Here is a 17891-nt window from a genome sequence, read left to right on the forward strand (position 1 = left end):
GCCGGCGAGAACTGAGTGGAGCAGGCATGACCACGCCATCGACCGTGTCGAGTGCGGTACCCGGCGGCCGAGTGACCGACCCGTCGGAGCCGGGGCCGGGCGGCGTACGCCGTACCGGCCGCCGGCCCCGGCCGGGCCGACGCCGGGCCCTGGCCGTCTTCCTCACCCCGTCCCTGCTGCTGTTCCTGCTGCTGGTGCTGGCGCCCATCGTGGTGGCCAGCTACGCCAGCCTCTACAAGTGGAACGGCTTCGGCCTGCCCGAGAACTTCATCGGGCTGGACAACTACACCCGGGCCTTCGCCGACCCGGTGTTCCGGGGCGACCTGTGGCACGGGCTCGTGCTGATCGTGCTCTCCCTGGTGGTCCAGCTGCCGGTCGCGATGGGCCTGGCCATGCTGCTCAACCAGCCGCTGCGGGGACGCGCGATCTACCGGGTGATCTTCTTCGCCCCGTACGTGCTCTCCGAGGTCACCACCGCGGTCCTGTTCAACCTGGTGTTCTCGCCCAACCGGGGGTTGGGTGACGCGATCTCCCGGTTCCTGGGGGCCGATGCCGGCGCCGTCTTCGCCGACCCGGACACCGTCCTGTACGCCGTCTTCCTGGTGGTCTCCTGGAAGTACTTCGGCCTCTACATGATTCTCTTCCTGGCCGCCCGGCAGAACATCCCCAAGGAGCTCAACGAGGCGGCGGTCACCGACGGGGCCAACGCGTGGCAGGCGTTCCGGCTCGTCACCCTGCCGCTGCTCGGTCCGACCATCCGGATCAGCGTGTTCCTGTCGGTCATCGGCACCATCCAGTTGTTCGACATGGTCTGGGTGCTCACCGGCGGTGGCCCGATCCACGCCTCGGAGACCATGGCCGTGACGATGTTCCAGTTCGGCTTCCGCCGCTTCGAGGTCGGCTACGCCAGCGCGATCAGCATCATCATGTTCCTGCTGAGCCTCGTCTTCGCCCTCATCTACCAGCGCGTCGTCCTGCGTCGGGACACCGAGGGCGCTCTCACCGTCCAAGGAGACCAGCGATGACCAGCCCGGCGAACCCGGCCCAGCGGGCCCGCCGCCTCGTGTTGCACCTCGTCTGCATCGTCGTCGGCGCGCTCATCGTCGTGCCGGTCTGGTTCGGGGTGATCGGCGGGTTCAAGGACAACGGGCAGCTCTCCACCAACCCGCTCGGCCTGCCCGACCCCTGGGTGCCCGGCAACTACGTCGAGATCTTCACCGCCGAGGTGTTCTGGCGCAACGTGGGCAACAGCGTCCTGATCGCCGTGGCCAGCACGTTCGTCGTGGTCGCGGCGGCGGCGATGGCCGCGTACGTCTTCGCGCGGTTCGCCTTCCGGGGGCGGGAGTTCCTGGTCACCATCTTCGCGATCGGGCTGATGTTCCCGTTCGCGGTGGCGATCCTGCCGCTGTTCATCCTGCTGCGCGGGATGGGGCTGCTGGACAACCCGCTCGGGGTGATCCTGCCCCAGGCCGCCTTCGGTCTGCCGATCACCATCATCATCCTGCGGCAGTTCTTCCGGACCATTCCCGGCGAGGTCGAGGAGGCGGCGACCCTCGACGGCTGCGGTCCCTTCGGGTTCTTCTGGCGGGTCCTGCTGCCGATGGCCCGGCCCGCCCTGGCCACGGTCTCGGTGCTGGCCCTGGTGAGCAGCTGGAACAACTTCATGCTGCCGCTGGTGGTGTTCACCGACCAGAGCTGGTGGACGCTTCCGCTCGGGGTCCAGGCGTTCCAGGGCCAGTACTCCGACGACACCGCGAAGGTGCTCGCGTATGTCGTGCTGTCGATGATCCCGGCGCTGGGCTTCTATGCCATCGCCGAACGTCAGCTCATCGGTGGTCTGTCCGGCAGCGTGAAGGGGTGACGCCGACCTGCTGCGATAGCCTTCTGCGACCGTAGTTCCCCCCAGACGAAAGGGCGACCGTGGGCTCCGAGAACGGCAGAAACGTCACCATCGCGATGATCGCGCGGTTGGCGGGCGTCTCCGTGCCCACGGTCTCCCGGGTGATCAACGGCCGGTCCGACGTCGCCCCGCAGACCCGGGAACGGGTGGAGGAGTTGCTCACCCGGCACGGCTACCGGCCCCGCTCGGCGGCGCGACGGACCCAGTCCGCCCTGATCGACCTGGTCTTCAACGACCTGGACAGCCCCTGGGCCGTGGAGATCATCCGGGGGGTGGAGGACGTCGCGCAGGCCAGCGGGGCCGGCACGGTCGTCTCGGCCATCCACCGGCGCACCTCGTCGGCCAAGCAGTGGCTCGACAACATGCGCACCCGGTCCACCGAGGGCGTCATCTTCGTGACCTCGATGGTGGAGCCGCCGTTGCAGGCCGAGCTGCGCCGGCTGCGGCTACCGGTGGTCATCGTCGATCCCGCCGGGGTCGCCCCCCAGGAGGCCCCGACGATCGGGGCGACCAACTGGGCGGGCAGCCTGCGCGCCACCCAGTACCTGCTCGGCCTCGGCCACCGGCGGATCGGCTTCATCGCCGGCCCTCCGCAGTTGATGTGCAGCCGGGCCCGGATGGACGGCTACCGGGCCGCGCTCGACGCCGCCGGCCTCGCCGTCGACGACCGGCTGGTCCGGCCGGGCAACTTCTACCACGAGTCCGGCTACACCGCCGGCATGCACCTGCTGGGCCTGCCCGAGCCGCCCACCGCCATCTTCGCCTCCAGCGACCAGATGGCGCTCGGGGTCTACGAGGCGGTCCGCAAGCGTGGCCTGCGGGTGCCCGACGACGTCAGCGTGGTCGGGTTCGACGACCTGCCGGAGGTCCGGTGGTGCTCCCCGCCGCTGACCACGATCCGCCAACCGCTGGCCGAGATGGGCATGCTGGCCGCCCGTACGGTGCTGCGGCTGGCCCGCGGTGAGACGATCGAGAGCCCCCGCGTCGAGCTCGCCACCGATCTGGTCGTCCGCGACAGCGCCGCCGCACCGGGTAGCCGCTGATCCGATCCGACCCGACCCGGGTCTGCGGTCGGCCGATCGTCGCCGGGAGCGGTGCGTCGTGGCCGATCGGACGGGCCCGGGCGGCCCGATCGGACGGCATTGCATCGACAGTCATCGAATGCCAGACTGTTCTGGCGTCGTCACGCTCGGGAGCCAGCGTGACCACTCGTGCGCCGATCCGTCGGACACGCGAGGTGGCCGCGCCACCCCGCGCCGGGCAGTCCGCGACGGTGACCACCGGTTAGGGCCGCCGTCGGGCAGGTCGCCCTCGTCCATCGATCGTGGCCGGCCGTCGTCCGGCGTCCACCCGGTTACGACAGCCGACGGTCGCGCAGCACCTCACGACAGTCCCGAATCCGGCACCTCAAGCCTGTCCCGGCCGCCGGTGCCCCCGCAACCCCTCGGAGGTACGGATGCTCCGCACGTTCGGCGTGGTGCTGGCGACCACGACCCTGACCCTGGCCGGCTGGGCCGGCACGCTCACCGGCGCCCAGGCGCAACCGGCCCCGGCGGCCACCCCCACGCCCGGTCCCACCTACACGTGTCCCCCGGCGCTGCCGGTCTCCGGTCAGTTCCTGTCGGCCACCACCACGAGCATCACCATCCGGTACTCGATGCTCCTCAGCCCGCCGTGCGGATACGACCCGCCGATCACCGTCGTCCTCTTCGCGAGCCGGGAGGACGCCACGGCGTGGCGGAACCCGGTGGCCTCGGCGGTGTCCGGCCCGGAACGGTACGGGGACCTGACCGTTGGGGGACTGACCCCGGACAGCGAGTACTGGTTCCGGTTCAGCGCCGGGGACAAGCACGACCCGTACGTGGTCAGCGGGCCGGTACGGACCCTCGCCGTCTCGTCGGCGGCGTGTCAGGCGACGGTCACCATCGACAACCGGTGGACCGGCGGATACGCCGCCACCGTCAGCGTGCGCAACACGTCCCAGCAGACGCTCAACGGCTGGCAGGTCACCTGGCGGTGGTCCGGTGACGAACGCATCTCGGCGCTCTGGAACGGGGTGGCCAGCACCTCCGGTGCCGACGTCACGGTGCGCAACGCCTCCTACAACGGGACGCTGACGCCGGGTGGCGGCACGACGTTCGGCATGCTCGTCTGGACCAGCGCGGTGACCGGCGGGCTGACGCTGACCTGCGGCCGGTGACCGTCGGCTCCGACCGGCAGGTGGCGGACGTGCCGGTCGGAGCCGAACAGGCCGCAGCGGGGTCCGCACCGGCGTGCTGCCGTCCGCCGGGTGGCGGCACGCCGGTCGGTGGCCCGGGCGGCGCTGACCGTGCCGATCCCCGGTGATCCAGAAGGACCGGTCGACGAGGTGCGGCTACCGCGCGTCATGCGGGGAGCGACTCCGTGATCCGCGCGTACTCGGCGGCCATCTCCGGCGTGGCCAGGAAGTCGTCGAGCGCGGCCGGGACCCGGTAGTCGACCTCCTCGAGGGAGCGGATGGCGAGTTCGTACAGCTCGCCCCGCCGCTGCTCCTCCCGGTAGGTGGTCCAGTGTTCCAGCGCCGAGAGCACGATCAACAGTCCGGGGTCCATGTCGCCCCCGGCGAGGATGCCCTCGTCGATGCGGTTCAGGTGGGCGCGCAGTTCGGTCGCGTCGGCCGAGGCGATGTGCTCCCGGGCGGTGGTCAGCGCCGCCCAGGCGTCCTCGTCGAGGTCGTCCTCACCGGCCTCGACGAGCAGGTCGGCCCGAACCAGGCGGGTGATGGTCGACAACCCGAAGGTGCGCAGGGCGTCCTCGTCGGCCGCGTCGACCAACTCGCGGATGGCCGCCTCGCACTCGTGGTATCGCACCGCGCCAGGGTAGTGCCCGGCCCCGACGATCACCACGTCCGTCTCAGTGGGCACGTGCCACCCGGGGGGACGCCGAGGTGGCCGGTGCCGGCCGGGCCGGAGCGCCCCGGCCGGCGCCGGTGACGCCTACGGCCGCCAGCGGATGCTCGGGTTCACCCGACCGGTCCAGTTGAAGATGGCCATGTTGTCCCACTGGTTGCCGGTGCCGTTGATGTTCGCCGGGTCCCAGCCGTTGCCGGGCACCGCGTACCAGGTCGGCTCCCAGTAGAAGACCCCGATCGCGCCGGCGTTGCGGGCGGTGTCCTGCACCCAGGAGAACTCGGTGGCCTGGCCGCTCCAACTCGCCTGGTGGCCCGCGCAGGGCTCGCCACCGTTGATCGCGTTCGCCTCGTTGTCGGCGTTCGCCGCGGTGAACGGGTACGCCGTCTCGGTGAGCACGACGGGCTTGCCGTACCGGGAACGGACGTCGGTGATGACGTTGTAGAGGTTGGTCAGCGTGCCGTGCCACATGCAGTAGTAGGACAGCGCGGTCAGGTCCCACTGCACGCCCTTGGCGCGGATGCCGTCGTAGAACCAGCGGGCGTGGTCCATGCTGTCCGAGTTGGCGGTGTGGATGATCACCTGGGTGCCGCCGTTGCACTGCTTGGTGGCCTGGTAGCCGGCCTTGAGCAGCAGGCTGAGGTTGGTGAAGTCGTTGTTGACGACCTTGCCGTCGTTCCAGAGCATGCCGACGTTGATCTCGTTGCCGATCTGCACGCTGTCCGGTGTGGTGCCCTGGTTGCGCAGGCTGGTGCACACGTCGTAGGTGTAGTTGTAGACGTCGGTCTGGAGTTGGCCGATGCCGTGGTTGGCCCACGCCGCCGGCTTGTACTGCTTGCCGGGGTCGGCCCAGGTGTCGGAGTAGTGGAAGTCGATCATCAGCTTGAGGCCCTTGGCCTTGACCGTCTTCGCGTACGCCAGCACCTTCGCCTTGTTGTTCCAGCCGCTGGCCGGGTTGTTCCAGACCCGCAGCCGGACGTAGTTGACGCCGACGCCCTTGAGGATGTCGAGCGGGTCGCGGGCGGTGCCGCCGGCGTCGTAGTACCGCGCCCCGAGGTCCAGGCTGCGCTGCACGGAGGAGACGTCCGCGCCGAGCATGGTCAGGGTGTTCGCGGCCGCCGCCGGTGCCGGCGGGCCGAGCAGGGTGGCCGGCAGGGCGACCGCCGCGAGGAACGCGACGGCCCAGGCCCGCAGGCGGGAGCGGTACGGAGTCATCCGGACCTCCTCGGTGGTGGGGGTGGTGGTGGGGTGACCTGCCCGGCGTCACCGACGGCGGCACAAATCGACAACCATGACTATAGCGGGGTGCGGGGCGGTCGACTCCGTGCCGGCAACGCGAAGCGGGCCACCCGGGAACCCGGATGACCCGCCCGCTGTGTCACGGTCAGAGGTTCAGGCTCCAACTGTTGACGTAACCGGTGTCGAGGCTCGCCGTGTCCTGGACCCGCAGCCGCCAGCTTCCGTTCGCCGCCTCCGAGGAGAGGTTCACGGTGTACGTCTGGTCGATGTTGTCGGTGCTGCCACCGGAGCGGTTCTGCAGCGTGTACACGCTGCCGTCCGGGGCGACCAGGCTGACCACCAGGTCACCGATGTAGGTGTGCACGATGTGCACCTCGACCTTGCTCGCGGTCGACGGGGTCGCCGCGCAGCCGCTGATCACGATCGCGCTCTCCACCGTCGTATTGTCGGCGATCGTGACGTCGGTGCCGTTCGTGCCGGAGCAGCCCGGCAGCCCGTTCACCGTCAGGTTCAGGGTGGCCGTCCGGGCGATCGAGGGCGAGGTGCCCACCACCGTGATCGCCACCGTGCCGCTGCCGGCAGTGGCGGCGGCGCTGACCGTGACCGTGGTCGACCCACCCGCGGTGACCGACGTCGGGCTGAACGAGACGGTCACCCCGGCCGGCAGCGGGCCGGTCGAGAAGGTGACCGTCTCGGCGGTGCCCCGGACGACCGTGGTGGAGACCGTGGCGGTGCCCGAGGTACCCGGGTTGAGGGTGAGCGTCGTCGGGGCGACCGAGACGGAGAAGTCGTTGGCGGCGCAGGACTCGGTGCCGGTCACGTTCACCGCGGTCCAGGCGGCCATCACCGCCTTGTACTCGGTGGAGCACAGGCCGTAGAGGTCGGTGGCGGCCGACAGGGTGTGCAGCCGCGCGGTGTTGGTCGGCTGGGCGGTGTTCACGTAGCGGGTGTTGGAGACGAAGTACGCGTCCAGGGCGCGGAACCAGATCTTCTCCGCCTTCCCCCGGCCGATCCCGGTCACCGGCGGGGCCGAGCCGCACAGCGGTGAGGTGCCGTACGAGGTAGCCCCGGAGCCCTCGGCCAGGTTGAAGAAGAAGTGGTTGGCCACGCCGGACGAGTAGTGCACGTCGATGCTGTTGGTGCTGCTCGACCAGCAGCCGTGCGAGGAGCCGTCCAGCGTCGGGTTGTACATGTAGCGCAGCGGGGTGCCGTTGCCGTTGATGTTGATCTTTTCGCCGACCTGGTAGTCGCCCGGGTCGGCGGTGGTGTTGGCGTAGAACTCCACCATGTTGCCGAAGATGTCGCTGGTGGCCTCGTTCAGGCCGCCGGACTCGCCGGAGTAGGTCAGGCCGCCGGGCACCACGTTCTCGGTGACACCGTGGGACATCTCGTGGCCGGCCACGTCGAGCGAGACCAGCGGCTTGGCGTTGCCCGCGCCGTCGCCGTAGGTCATCTGCGCGCCGTCCCAGAAGGCGTTGACGTAGGCGTTGCCGTAGTGCACCCGGCTCGGCACGCCGGTGCCGTTGCCGAAGATGCCGTTACGGCCGTGCACGTTGGTGAAGTAGTCGAAGGTCGCCGCCGCGCCGAAGTGCGCGTCGACCGCGGCGGACTGCCGGTTCGAGGCTGCCCCGGTGCCCCACACGTTGTCGGCGTCGGTGAACGTGGTGCAGGTCGACGTGCCGTTGTTCATGTCGCAGGTCCGACCGTTGCCCCGGGCTGGGTCGATCATGCTGTAGGTCGAGCCGGACAGCGTGGTGTTGACCGCGACCGGGCCGGAGTAGACGCTGTTGCCGGTGCCGACGACGGACTCGATCTCGTCGTACGAGCCGATCCGGGCGCCGGTGAGCGCGTCGCTGATCACGTGCAGCTTGGAGGGGGTCTGCCCGTCCGGGGCCCAGCCGGTGACGACGGTCTCCCAGGCGAGTCGGCCGGTGCCGCTGCTGGCGTCGACGAACAGCTCCGCCGCCCCGGTGCCGGTGACCTTGCCGGAGAACGCGGCGGTCGCCGCCTTGCGCGCCTTCGCCGCGCTGACCTTCGGGGTGGTGGCGAGGGTCAACGGAGCGGCCAGGCCGACCGAACTGCCCGCGTAGTCGCCGTCGGCCTCGGTGCGGATCACGAAGTCCCCGCCGTAGACGCGCAGCCCGTCGTAGGTGCGGGTGTAGCGGACCGCGCCGCCGCCCTTGGCGTCCCGCCGGCTGCTGTGCACGGCGTAGCGGTCCTTCGCCGAGGACCTGACGGCGCCGGCGTGATCCTTGAGGGCGGTGTCGGCGGCGGCGACCAGCGCCGGCCCCGGGGTGGAGGGTGGGGCTGCGGACACACTCGTGGTGGTGACCACGAGACCGCTGCCGACCAGCATGGTGACGCCGGCCAGCGCTAGGGCTGATCTCAAACTGACCTCCCCGATCCGAGATGCTCTCGCATCCATCGATATGGAGATCATCGTCGGCTGTGGAGAGTCTGGGAAGACGGTTGTCGATGGCTATTCATACCGAGTTGCCCATCCGGGCGATGTTATGACCGACGAGTTGTGCCCGGGGTGTTCCATCCCTGTTACGGACGGAACACCCCGGCAACACCCGCTCGCGCCGTCAGCGCAATCCGGCGAACAGGTCGTCCTCGGGCAGCGCCGCCCCGGTGGTGTCGCGGACCCGGACGAAGGTCTCCCGACCCATCAGCTCGACGAACCGGTCCCGGCCCATCCGCAGGAAGAAGATGTTCTCGGTCTGGCTGGCGTGGGCGGCCAGCGCGTCGAACTTCTGCGTGCCGTAACTGCTGGTGTCCACCCAGGTGGTGATCTCGTCATCGGGCAGACCGAGCTGCGGCCCCGGTGCGTCCCCCGCGTCCGGCTCGGCCCACTCGACGCCGAGTTCCTTCATCACCCGGCCGAACTCGGCGAACGCGGTGTGCGGGATGGTGGTCCAGTAGACCTTCGCCGGGATGTCGGTCATCGCCACGGCGGCCATGGTGATCCGGTGGGCCTGGATGTGGTCGGGGTGGCCGTAGAAGCCGTTCTCGTCGTAGGTGACCACCACGTCCGGCCGGTAGCGGCGGATCAGCTCCGCGAGCCGGTCCGCCGCCTCCACCACCGGCGTGGTCCAGAACGCGCCGGGCAGCTCGTTGTTCGGCCAGCCCATCATCCCGGAGTCGGCGTAGCCGAGCGTCTCCAGGTGGCTGACCTTCAACGCCGCGCAGCTGGCCTCCAGCTCCTCCTGCCGCATCGCCACCACCGCCGCCGGGTCGTGCCCCGGCTCACCCGGCTTGACCCCGCCGGGACCGTCGCCGCACCGCCCGTCGGTGCAGGTCACCAGCACCGTGGTGATGCCCTCCGCCGCATACCGGGCCAGCACGCCACCGGTGCTCGTTGCCTCGTCGTCGGGGTGCGCATGCACCGCCATCAGGGTCAGACCTCGCTCAGCCATGTCCTCACCCTAGGCGTCCCGACCGACGACGGTCGGTACCGGCCCGGTGAGGGAGCGGGGCCTCGGCCGATCGTCGCCGCCCGGACAACCCGCCCCGGAGCGTCGGTGTCGTCGGCCGGTCCGGGTGCCCCACCGCTCGCGCACCGACGCACCCGGACGCACCGCCGGGACACGCGCGTCGGGGCGTGGGCAGATAATGGACGTCATGACCACCACCTGGAACGTCCCGGGTCTGCCGTTCGTCCTGTCACCGTCTCCCGAGGAGGCGTGGACGATCGCCGAGGCGGACGGTGTGGTGACCGGGTCGGCGGCCCCGCGCAGCGACATCTTCATCGACCCGGCGGCGGGCGACCCGCTCCACGCCGAGCCGACGCTCACCGCGGCGACCCTGCTCGGCCTCCCCCCGGACGGCGACTTCCAGTTCAGCGCCCGGGTCACCGTCGACTTCGCGGCGACCTACGACGCCGGGGTGCTGCTGCTCTGGGTCGACGAGCGGCACTGGGGCAAGCTCTGCTTCGAGTTCTCCCCCGACGGTGAGCCGATGATCGTCTCGGTGGTCGGCCGGGGTGTCGCCGACGACGCCAACGCCTTCGTCGTCGACGCCCGTACGGTGTGGCTGCGGGTGTCCCGGATCGACCACGCCTTCGCCTACCACGCCTCGGTCGACGGGCGGACCTGGCGGATGGTCAGGTACTTCACCGTCGACGGCGCGGCTACCGCCACCACGATCGGCTTCGAGGCGCAGTCGCCGACCGGGGAGGGCTGCCGGGTCACCTTCGACGACATCCACTTCACCCGCGACCGGCTGGCCGACCTGCGCGACGGCTCCTGACCCGCGCCCCGGCCGCCGCCGATCCTCCGGACGGGTGCGGACGTTCGACCCGGACGGCGTCGCCCCGGACGAGTTCGTCGTGGATGCGCCGGCGGGCGGCGGTGACGGCGCGGCCGGCGCGTACGTCGCCGTCGGCGAGACGCTGCCGCAGCAACCGCAGGGCAGCGGCGCGGTTGAGGCTGAACTGCCGTTCGGTGTCCACCACGACGACGAGGCCCGAGGGCCGGTGGGTCGCCCGTGCCGCCGTGCTGACCTTGTTCCGGTGCTGGCCGCCGGGCCCCCCGGTGCGACAGGCGACGATGTGCACGTCGGCCTCGGTGAACGTCGTGGCCGGGGTGTCCACCCGGCACGGCCGGGCGGTGACGTACCAGTTCTTCCGACCCGTCGCGGGCCGGTACGGGCTGGGGGCCTGCCAGCACAGGGTGCCGGTCCACGCGGCGGCGACCGCCTCCGCCTCGGCCCCGGCGAGCCGGACCAGGACCGAGCGGTAGGTGGCGGGCCGGTCACCGGCGACGGTCTCGACCCGGTGGGTGGTCACCCGGTGCCGGGCGGCGTCGGCCGCCAGCCGGTCCAGCAGCCGGGCCACCGCCCAGGCGCACTCCTGCGGGCCCCGCCCGGCCGACAGGAGTAGGTGGACGCTCATGTCCGACCTCGCCGCCGACGCTCGTCCCGACGTGCCGGTCGCAGGTCGGACCCGAGGTCGGGTGTCTTGTAGGTGACCAGTGGGACGGTGCTCGCCACGGGAGTGGCCAGGTCGTGGTCGACCAGGTCGGCGATCACCTGCTCGATGCGTTTGTAGGCCGTCGGCGCCTCCTCGAAGAGCAACTGCCGGTCGCCGCACACCACCAGCGAACCGACCGGCGTCCGCCGCAACTGGGCGACCGTGTGCTTGGCCCGGCCCCGACGCAGCGCGTCGGCGCGGGACATCTTGCGGCCCGCGCCGTGCGCCACGGAGTGGTTGGCCGCCGGCCCCGCGTGGCCGGCGACGAGGAAGGACCGGGTGCCCCGGGTGCCGGCGACCAGCACGTCGCGGCCGTCGCCCGGAGCCGCACCCTTGCGGTGCAGGTAGCCGCCGTCACGGACCTCGACCAGGTTGTGGCACTGGTCGACGATCGGCGCGGTGGGCTCGGCCCCCAGGGCGTGGGCGACCCGGGCGGCCAGCAGCCGCCGGTTGAGCGCACCCCAGCGGACGGCGTCGTGGTGCCGCGCCAGGTAGGCGGCCGGATCGGGGGCGGGCCCCGCGCCGTGGGCCTCGGTGTGTGCCCGCAGGATCCGCTCGCCCAGGCCCCGGGACCCGCTGTGGACGATGAGCACGAGATCGCCGGCGGCGAGCCCGAGCCGGCCCGCGTGGTCCGCCGCGAAGACGGTCTCGATCCGGGCCAGTTCGACGAAGTGGTTGCCCCGACCGACCGTGCCGAGGCCCTCGACGTGGCCGGCGGGCGGATCGCCGGCCGCGACGACCCAGGCCGGATCGTCGGCGTCCCGCGCGGGGTCCAGCGCCCGGTCCAGGTCGGGAAAGCGGGCGGCGAGCCGTTCGGGTACGGCGCGCCTGAGGCTGATCGGGAAGACGGCGATGCCGCACCCGATGTCGGAGCCCACCAGATGTGGGTAGAGCACGGTCGACGCCATCGCGGCGCCGATCGGGGCGCCCTTGCCCGGGTGCAGGTCGGGCATGGCGGCGACGTGGCGCATGCCGTCGAGGGCGGCCACCTGGTGGCACTGCCGGACGGCGTCGGACTCGATCCAGCTCTCGGGGGAGGCGAAGACGGTGACGGTGGCCATGGTCGGCTGCGGCAGGGAACCCTGCCGGGGGTGGTGCTCGGGCACGGACGCTCACTTCGGGAACGGGAGTCGACGGACGGCGTGACGGCGCGATGCGGCGTCACGGGCCTGCGGGGACAAGGGGGTGGTGTCCGTCAGAACGTCATGCCCACCAGCATGGCTCGCCGGACCGGTCGCGCCAACCGGTTTTCCGGTCGGCCGGGCGCTCAGCCGACCCGCACGCCCAGCGGATCGGCGAGCAACCGCGCGAAGCCGAGTTCCGCCGCGCCGACCAGGGTGGCGTCGTCACCGAGGGCACAGACCCGCAGCTGCGCCCGGGTACGCGAGACCGGCAGGACGTTGGCGGCGATCCGTTCCTGGACGTGCGTCGCCGCGCCCCGGTACACCTCCCGCAGCACGCCACCGAAGATCACCATGCCGGGATTGAACAGGTTGATCACGTTGGCCACCCCGATGCCCAGCCAGTCGCCGACGGTCCGCAGCGCGTCGCGGGCCGCCGGCTCGCCGCGATCGGCCGCCTCGACCACCTCGCGGACCGCGTCACGGCCGATCAGGTCGGCGGGGCGACCGGCCGCGTCGAGCAGCGCCCGCTCACCGACCTCCGCCTCCAGGCAGCCGCGCGAACCACACCCGCACGGCCTCCCGTCGTACGGGTTGACGAGCATGTGACCGACCTCGGAGCCGTACCCGCCGTCACCGCCGAGCAACTCGCCGCCGACGATGATCCCGCCGCCGACCCCGACGTCGCCGTGCAGGTAGACCAGGTTGCGCACCCCGACGCCCACCCCGCGTTGGTGCTCGGCCAGCGCGCCCAGGTGGGCCTCGTTGCCGACCAGGACCGGCAGGCCGAGATCGAGCCGACGCCCCAGCTCCGCGCCGAACGCCTGGTCCACCCAGCCCAGGTCGGGACCGAACCGCACCATCCCGTCACCGGGCCGGATCATCCCGCAGTACGACGCGCCGAGCCCGACGCAGACCGCCCCCGGTGTCGCCGTCCGGTGCAGGTCACGCCCGAAGTCGGCCAGCACCCGTACCACGGTGTCCAGATCGACGCCCGCGCGGGCCCGGTGCGCCTCCCGGCGGTCCTGGATCTCCCCACCCAGCCCGACCCGGGCGGCCACCAGCCGGTCCACCGCGATGTCGAAGGCGAGCACATAGGCCCGGTCGGTCGCCGGCCGGACCACCAGGGACGGTCGACCGGCCCGCCCGGTCAGTTCGGGGAACCCCTCCCGCACCAGGCCGGCCGCGACCAGGTCGGTGGTGAGCGCCAGGACCGTGCTGCGGTTGACACCCAGCCACTCGGCCAGCCCGGCGCGCGACACCGGGCCGCCGAGGTGCACCCGCCGCAGCAGCGCGCTCAGGCTCCGGCGACGGCTGACACCCGCCGACTGCCCGTCCATGGTCGGACTCTTCGGCATCACGAGGCGGACCCTGTCGATCGGCGGCGGACTACCCGTCGAGCGTAGTTGCCGCTGCCGCCGTGCGTCACCTCGCGCGCCCGGCCGGTGACCGTCCCCACCCACCGGTGCGGGCCCCGCGTGTCGCACAGCCCGCACCGGGCGTCGGGTCAGCCGTCGATCCGGGTGATGTTGCGGATCTTGTTGACCGCGTCCAGGGCGGCGACCTTGTACGCCTCGGACAGGGTCGGGTAGTTGAAGACCGTGTCGATCAGGTAGTCGACCGTGCCGCCGCAGCCCATCACCGTCTGCCCGATGTGGACGATCTCGGTCGCGCCGGTGCCGAACACGTGCACCCCGAGCAGCCGGCCGTCCTGCGGGGAGACGAGCAGTTTCAACATGCCGTACGAGTCGCCGACGATCTGCCCCCGGGCCAGCTCGCGGTAACGGGCGATGCCGACCTCGAACGGGGTGGAGCTGTTGGTCAGCTCCTCCTCGGTCTTGCCGACGAAACTGATCTCCGGAATCGTGTAGATGCCGATCGGCTGCAACTCCTGGAGTTCGCGGGCCGGCTCGCCGCAGGCGTGCTGCGCGGCCATCCGGCCCTGCTCCATCGAGGTGGACGCCAACGCCGGGAAGCCGATCACGTCACCCACCGCATAGATGTGTTCCACGCTGGTGCGGTAGTGCTCGTCGACCGAGATCCGGCCGCGCTTGTCGGCCTCCAGGCCCGCCGCGTCCAGGGCCAGGTCGTCGGTCTGCCCCTGCCGGCCGGCGGAGTACATCACCGTGTCGGCGACGATCTTCTTGCCGCTCTTGAGGATGCACAGCGCGGCGTTCTGGTGCTTTTCCACCGCGGCGACCTCCTCGCCGAAGCGGAACGTCACCGACAGGTCACGCAGGTGGTACTTGAGCGACTCGATGATTTCCTCGTCGCAGAATTCGAGCATCCGGTCGCGGCGCTCCACCACGGTCACCTTCGTGCCCAGCCCGGCGAACATGGAGGCGTACTCCATGCCGATCACGCCGGCACCGACCACGACCATGCTGCGCGGCACGGCCTGCAGGTTGATCACCCCGTCGGAGTCGACGATCGTCCGGTCGTCGAAGTCGACGCTGTCCGGCCGGGCCGGTCGGGTGCCGGCGGCGATGACGGCCTTGTCGAAGGTGATCCGGGTGTCGTGTCCGGAGCCGCCGTCCACCCAGATCGAGTGCGGGTCGGCGAACCGACCGGTGCCGGTGATCAGCGCGACCCGGTTACGGGACAACTGGTTGCGGATCACGTCGGTCTGCCGCTCGATCACGTGCTGGGTCCGGGCGGCCAGGTCGGCGACGGTGATCTCCTCCTTGACCCGGTAGCTGCTGCCGTAGAGGTCCCGCTGGCTCAGGCCGGTCAGATAGAGCACGGCCTCCCGCAGCGTCTTGGAGGGGACGGTGCCGGTGTTGATGCACACCCCACCGATCATGTCGCGGCGGTCCACGATGCCGACCCGCCTACCGAGCTTCGCGGCGGCGATCGCGGCCTTCTGACCGCTGGGCCCGGAGCCCAGCACCAACAGGTCGTAGTCATACACGGCACCCAGCCTTGCAAGCTGCCGCAACTTCCGCCAGTCGTGATCGTCGCGCGCCGGACGGCAGCACCTTGTCATCGACGGCTGACCGGCCCGGTGCTGCTACCCTGACCGGCCCGAACTCCGCGACTGCCCGGCAGAGCGCCGTGGGACGACGCTACGGTGGGCCGGTCGCCCCAGCCCACCGCCGTGGCCGCGTCCCGACGGGGTACGCGCCGACGGGCGACGCCGGGACGCGACGAGGGGATCAGGTGACGGCAGCGTCATGACCGACTACGGACACGAGTTGCTGTTCGGCGGCTTCCTGACCCCCGACGCCCGGCAGCCGGCGCAGGTCGTCGCCCGGGCCAGGCTCTGCGAGCAGGTCGGCCTGGACCTCGTCACCTTCCAGGACCACCCCTACCAGCCGGGCTTCCTCGACACCTGGACGCTGATGTCCTACCTGGCGGCGGCGACCAGCCGCATCCGGTTGGCCGGCAACGTGCTCAACCTGCCGCTGCGGCAGCCGGTGGTGCTGGCCCGCAGCGTCGCCAGCCTGGACCTGCTCAGCGGCGGCCGGGTCGAACTCGGCCTCGGCACGGGCGCGTTCTGGGACGCCATCGAGGCCAACGGGGGTCGACGGCTCGCCCCCGGGCAGGCGGTGGACGCGCTGGACGAGGCGATCCGGATCATCCGGGAGGTGTGGGCCGCCGACCGGCGCGGCGGGGTACGGGTCGACGGCGAGCACTACCGGGTGCTCGGCGCGAAGCGCGGTCCCGCCCCGGCGCACCCGGTGGGGATCTGGGTCGGCGCGTACAAGCCGAGGTTGTTGCGGTTGGTGGGGCGGACGGCGGACGGCTGGCTGCCGTCGCTTTCGTACCTGCCGAAGGGGTCGGCGGAGCTGGCAGACCTCAACGCGCTCGTCGACGAGGGCGCGTCGGCGGCCGGGCGGGACCCCGCCGAGGTGCGGCGGCTGCTGAACGTCTCCGGCCGGTTCACCCGTGCCGGTGCGGGTTTCCTCGACGGGCCGCCGCAGCAGTGGGCGCGGGAACTGGCCGACCTGGTGCTGACGCACGGCACCTCGGGTTTCATCCTTGGCACCGACGACCCCACCAGCATCCAGCTGTTCGCCCAGGAGGTCGCCCCCGCCGTCCGCGAACTGGTCGCCGCCGAGCGGGCCGGGTCGACCGCGCCCGGGTCGGCCGGGTCGGCCGGTTCATCGGGGCCGGCGGGCGAAGGCGCACCGGCCGGGTCGGCCGAGGACGCTCCGGCCGGGTCGGGCTCAGTGACGCCGGCCGGGTCGGGCGAGGGCGGGTCGGCGGCGGGCTCCGGCCGTCCGGCCGGTGCGCAGCCGGGGGAGGTCGTCCGGGCCGGGGGTATCGCCGGGCTCGCGGTCACCCCCACGCCCGCCCCGCAGGTACGGCACAGCGACCACCGGCTCTGGGACGAGTCGACCCGGCCGGTCGCCCCGCCCGCCCCGCAGGGGCACGTCTACTCCCCGCAGGCCCAGGCCGCCGGCGGGCACCTCGTCGACGTCCACGACCACCTGCGTCGGGAGCTGAGCGAGATCCGCGACCTGCTCGACCAGGTCCGGCGGGGGGTGGTCTCCGCCGGGGACGCCCGGGGCGTGCTCAACCGGATGACCCTGCGACAGAACAACTGGACGCTGGGGGCGTACTGCGCCGCGTACTGCACGCTGGTGACCCAGCATCATGGGCTGGAGGACGACGCGATCTTCCCGCACCTGCGGCGGGCCGACCCGGGGCTGGTGCCGGTGATCGACCGGCTGGCGCAGGAACACGTGGTGATCCACGACGTCGTCGAGGGCGTCGACCGGGCCCTGGTCGCGCTGATCGAGGACCCGGGTCGGCTCACCGAGCTGCAACGGGCGGTGGACGTGCTCACCGACACCCTGCTGTCCCATCTGTCCTACGAGGAACAGAACCTCGTCGAACCGTTGGCCCGGTACGGCTTCTACCCCGGGCAGCTCTGACCGGTACGCCCACCCTCGCCCGGCGGCTGGTCGACCCGCTCGGTCGACCAGTCCCGTCAGCCCGGCTGCCCGAGCTGGTCTGGCAGGAGGTGCTGACCTCCAGCGACATCATCGACCAGTCCAGCCGGGTCGCCGACTACGTCGTGACCTTCGCCGAGGCGCAGGAGCGGGCGCTAAGCTCGGAGGACTCGCTGGCCCTGATCCGGCGGATCGCCGAGGAGATGACGTGATCACCCCAAGCCGTGACTGGTTCAAGTCGTCCCGCAGCTCCGACAACGCCAACTGCGTCGAGGTGCGGTTCGTCGGCGCCGAGGTGGGTGTCCGCGACTCCAAGGACCGCAGCGGCCCCACCCCCGCCTTCGCCGCTGCCTCCTGGGCCAGCTTCACTCAGGTGCTCAGGCTGCCCGAAGTCCCGCGGTCCTGACCGGCGCGGTAGTCATCGCCGGGGGTGCCCGCACCGTCGACAGCGCCGTCGTGGTTCACCTCGACGCCGTCGCGCAGCAGTCCGAGGAGCCCTGGGCGGTGTGCCATGTTCGCGGGTCCTGGCGGCGCAGGGGTGCCGGCGTTCGGCACGTGGTGCCATAATCGTGACGGTGCCCGTGGCCGTCGCCACCGGGCCCGGGGGGCGCCTCCGCACCGCGCGGACGGCGGGGACCGACCCCCGGAGGCCACCGTGGACACCATCCCCCTCGCCGACCTCGTCGACCTGCTCGATGGCCTGCTGCAACTGGGCGCCGCAGCGCTCAGCCTCGCCGCCGCCGTCGTGGTGGCCCGCGCCGGCCGCCGCTCCGGCCGACAGCGTGACGACTGACCCGGGACCTGCTGATCGACTCATTGGGGCCGATACAGCGGTGTCCAACCCGCCCGGACACCGCTGTATCGGCCCCATGG

At 71.7% G+C, this 17891-nt stretch carries 17 protein-coding genes; 9 read left to right on the forward strand and 8 right to left on the reverse strand.

Features of this window, described 5'->3' with window-relative positions:
• Positions 1-26 precede the first annotated feature (26 nt).
• From GA0070216_RS04930 to GA0070216_RS04945, 4 genes are all read left to right on the forward strand, one after another.
• Positions 27-1025, forward strand: coding sequence for a carbohydrate ABC transporter permease (locus GA0070216_RS04930; protein ID WP_091239598.1), 999 nt, complete (start codon positions 27-29; stop codon positions 1023-1025).
• A complete protein-coding gene (locus GA0070216_RS04935; RefSeq protein WP_091239601.1) occupies positions 1022-1861 on the forward strand; it encodes a carbohydrate ABC transporter permease in 840 nt (279 codons plus the stop codon). Before GA0070216_RS04930 ends, GA0070216_RS04935 begins: the two co-directional genes overlap by 4 nt.
• 95 nt (positions 1862-1956) lie before the next feature.
• The gene (locus GA0070216_RS04940; RefSeq protein WP_245722305.1) at positions 1957-2943 is read left to right on the forward strand and encodes a LacI family DNA-binding transcriptional regulator; all 987 of its coding nucleotides are present in this window, start codon (positions 1957-1959) and stop codon (positions 2941-2943) included.
• A 413-nt stretch (positions 2944-3356) separates the two neighbouring features.
• Positions 3357-4100, forward strand: a complete 744-nt coding sequence (locus tag GA0070216_RS04945; RefSeq protein ID WP_091239606.1) for a cellulose binding domain-containing protein — start codon at positions 3357-3359, stop codon at positions 4098-4100.
• Between the two features lie 184 nt (positions 4101-4284).
• Here the strand turns inward: GA0070216_RS04945 and GA0070216_RS04950 are convergent, their stop codons facing one another.
• From GA0070216_RS04950 to GA0070216_RS04965, 4 genes are all read right to left on the reverse strand, one after another.
• Positions 4285-4803, reverse strand: a complete 519-nt coding sequence (locus GA0070216_RS04950; protein ID WP_245722306.1) for a hypothetical protein — start codon at positions 4801-4803, stop codon at positions 4285-4287.
• 72 nt (positions 4804-4875) lie between these two features.
• Positions 4876-6003 (reverse strand): glycoside hydrolase family 53 protein, encoded by a 1128-nt coding sequence (locus GA0070216_RS04955; RefSeq protein WP_091239610.1) that lies wholly within the window; start codon positions 6001-6003, stop codon positions 4876-4878.
• 169 nt (positions 6004-6172) lie between these two features.
• A complete protein-coding gene (locus tag GA0070216_RS04960; RefSeq protein ID WP_176738836.1) occupies positions 6173-8416 on the reverse strand; it encodes a M4 family metallopeptidase in 2244 nt (747 codons plus the stop codon).
• A 199-nt stretch (positions 8417-8615) separates the two neighbouring features.
• Complete coding sequence (locus GA0070216_RS04965) at positions 8616-9446, reverse strand: PIG-L family deacetylase (protein WP_091239617.1); 831 nt, start codon at positions 9444-9446, stop codon at positions 8616-8618.
• Positions 9447-9651: 205 nt separating this feature from the next.
• Here GA0070216_RS04965 and GA0070216_RS04970 point away from each other — a divergent pair, with 205 nt between their 5' ends.
• A complete protein-coding gene (locus GA0070216_RS04970; RefSeq protein WP_091239621.1) occupies positions 9652-10278 on the forward strand; it encodes a DUF1349 domain-containing protein in 627 nt (208 codons plus the stop codon).
• Here GA0070216_RS04970 and prfH read toward each other — a convergent pair.
• The 4 genes from prfH to sthA form a co-directional block, all read right to left on the reverse strand.
• Positions 10238-10921: a peptide chain release factor H gene (gene prfH, locus GA0070216_RS04975; protein WP_091239625.1), complete on the reverse strand. Its 684-nt coding sequence runs from the start codon at positions 10919-10921 to the stop codon at positions 10238-10240. The genes GA0070216_RS04970 and prfH overlap by 41 nt on opposite strands.
• The gene (locus GA0070216_RS04980; protein ID WP_091240850.1) at positions 10918-12060 is read right to left on the reverse strand and encodes an RNA ligase RtcB family protein; all 1143 of its coding nucleotides are present in this window, start codon (positions 12058-12060) and stop codon (positions 10918-10920) included. Before GA0070216_RS04980 ends, prfH begins: the two co-directional genes overlap by 4 nt.
• A gap of 206 nt (positions 12061-12266) precedes the next feature.
• Positions 12267-13478 (reverse strand): ROK family protein, encoded by a 1212-nt coding sequence (locus GA0070216_RS04985; protein ID WP_091239629.1) that lies wholly within the window; start codon positions 13476-13478, stop codon positions 12267-12269.
• Positions 13479-13627: 149 nt separating this feature from the next.
• Complete coding sequence (gene sthA / locus GA0070216_RS04990; RefSeq protein ID WP_091239632.1) at positions 13628-15031, reverse strand: Si-specific NAD(P)(+) transhydrogenase; 1404 nt, start codon at positions 15029-15031, stop codon at positions 13628-13630.
• Positions 15032-15293: 262 nt separating this feature from the next.
• On the opposite strand from sthA, the gene GA0070216_RS04995 reads away from it, so the two are divergent.
• The 4 genes from GA0070216_RS04995 (at position 15294) to GA0070216_RS34380 (ending at position 17811) form a co-directional block, all read left to right on the forward strand.
• Positions 15294-17000 (forward strand): LLM class flavin-dependent oxidoreductase, encoded by a 1707-nt coding sequence (locus GA0070216_RS04995; RefSeq protein WP_091239635.1) that lies wholly within the window; start codon positions 15294-15296, stop codon positions 16998-17000.
• An 89-nt stretch (positions 17001-17089) separates the two neighbouring features.
• Positions 17090-17230 (forward strand): hypothetical protein, encoded by a 141-nt coding sequence (locus GA0070216_RS34375; protein WP_176738837.1) that lies wholly within the window; start codon positions 17090-17092, stop codon positions 17228-17230.
• Entirely contained in the window at positions 17227-17424 is a 198-nt protein-coding gene (locus GA0070216_RS05000; protein ID WP_091239638.1) for a DUF397 domain-containing protein, read from the forward strand. Before GA0070216_RS34375 ends, GA0070216_RS05000 begins: the two co-directional genes overlap by 4 nt.
• A 249-nt stretch (positions 17425-17673) precedes the next feature.
• Entirely contained in the window at positions 17674-17811 is a 138-nt protein-coding gene (locus GA0070216_RS34380; RefSeq protein WP_176738838.1) for a hypothetical protein, read from the forward strand.
• Positions 17812-17891: the final 80 nt, after the last annotated feature.

Source organism: Micromonospora matsumotoense (genome assembly GCF_900091525.1).
Lineage (GTDB): Bacteria > Actinomycetota > Actinomycetes > Mycobacteriales > Micromonosporaceae > Micromonospora > Micromonospora matsumotoensis.

Coding starts and splice junctions, on each gene's coding strand:
- GA0070216_RS04940 (WP_245722305.1), top strand. CDS start 1,957: ATGATCGCGCGGTTGGCGGGCGTCTCCGTGCCCACGGTCTCCCGGGTG.
- GA0070216_RS04930 (WP_091239598.1), top strand. CDS start 27: ATGACCACGCCATCGACCGTGTCGAGTGCGGTACCCGGCGGCCGAGTG.
- GA0070216_RS04955 (WP_091239610.1), bottom strand. CDS start 6,003: ATGACTCCGTACCGCTCCCGCCTGCGGGCCTGGGCCGTCGCGTTCCTC.
- GA0070216_RS04965 (WP_091239617.1), bottom strand. CDS start 9,446: ATGGCTGAGCGAGGTCTGACCCTGATGGCGGTGCATGCGCACCCCGAC.
- GA0070216_RS04980 (WP_091240850.1), bottom strand. CDS start 12,060: ATGGCCACCGTCACCGTCTTCGCCTCCCCCGAGAGCTGGATCGAGTCC.
- GA0070216_RS04935 (WP_091239601.1), top strand. CDS start 1,022: ATGACCAGCCCGGCGAACCCGGCCCAGCGGGCCCGCCGCCTCGTGTTG.
- GA0070216_RS04945 (WP_091239606.1), top strand. CDS start 3,357: ATGCTCCGCACGTTCGGCGTGGTGCTGGCGACCACGACCCTGACCCTG.
- prfH (WP_091239625.1), bottom strand. CDS start 10,921: ATGAGCGTCCACCTACTCCTGTCGGCCGGGCGGGGCCCGCAGGAGTGC.
- GA0070216_RS04970 (WP_091239621.1), top strand. CDS start 9,652: ATGACCACCACCTGGAACGTCCCGGGTCTGCCGTTCGTCCTGTCACCG.
- GA0070216_RS04995 (WP_091239635.1), top strand. CDS start 15,294: ATGACCGACTACGGACACGAGTTGCTGTTCGGCGGCTTCCTGACCCCC.
- GA0070216_RS04985 (WP_091239629.1), bottom strand. CDS start 13,478: ATGCCGAAGAGTCCGACCATGGACGGGCAGTCGGCGGGTGTCAGCCGT.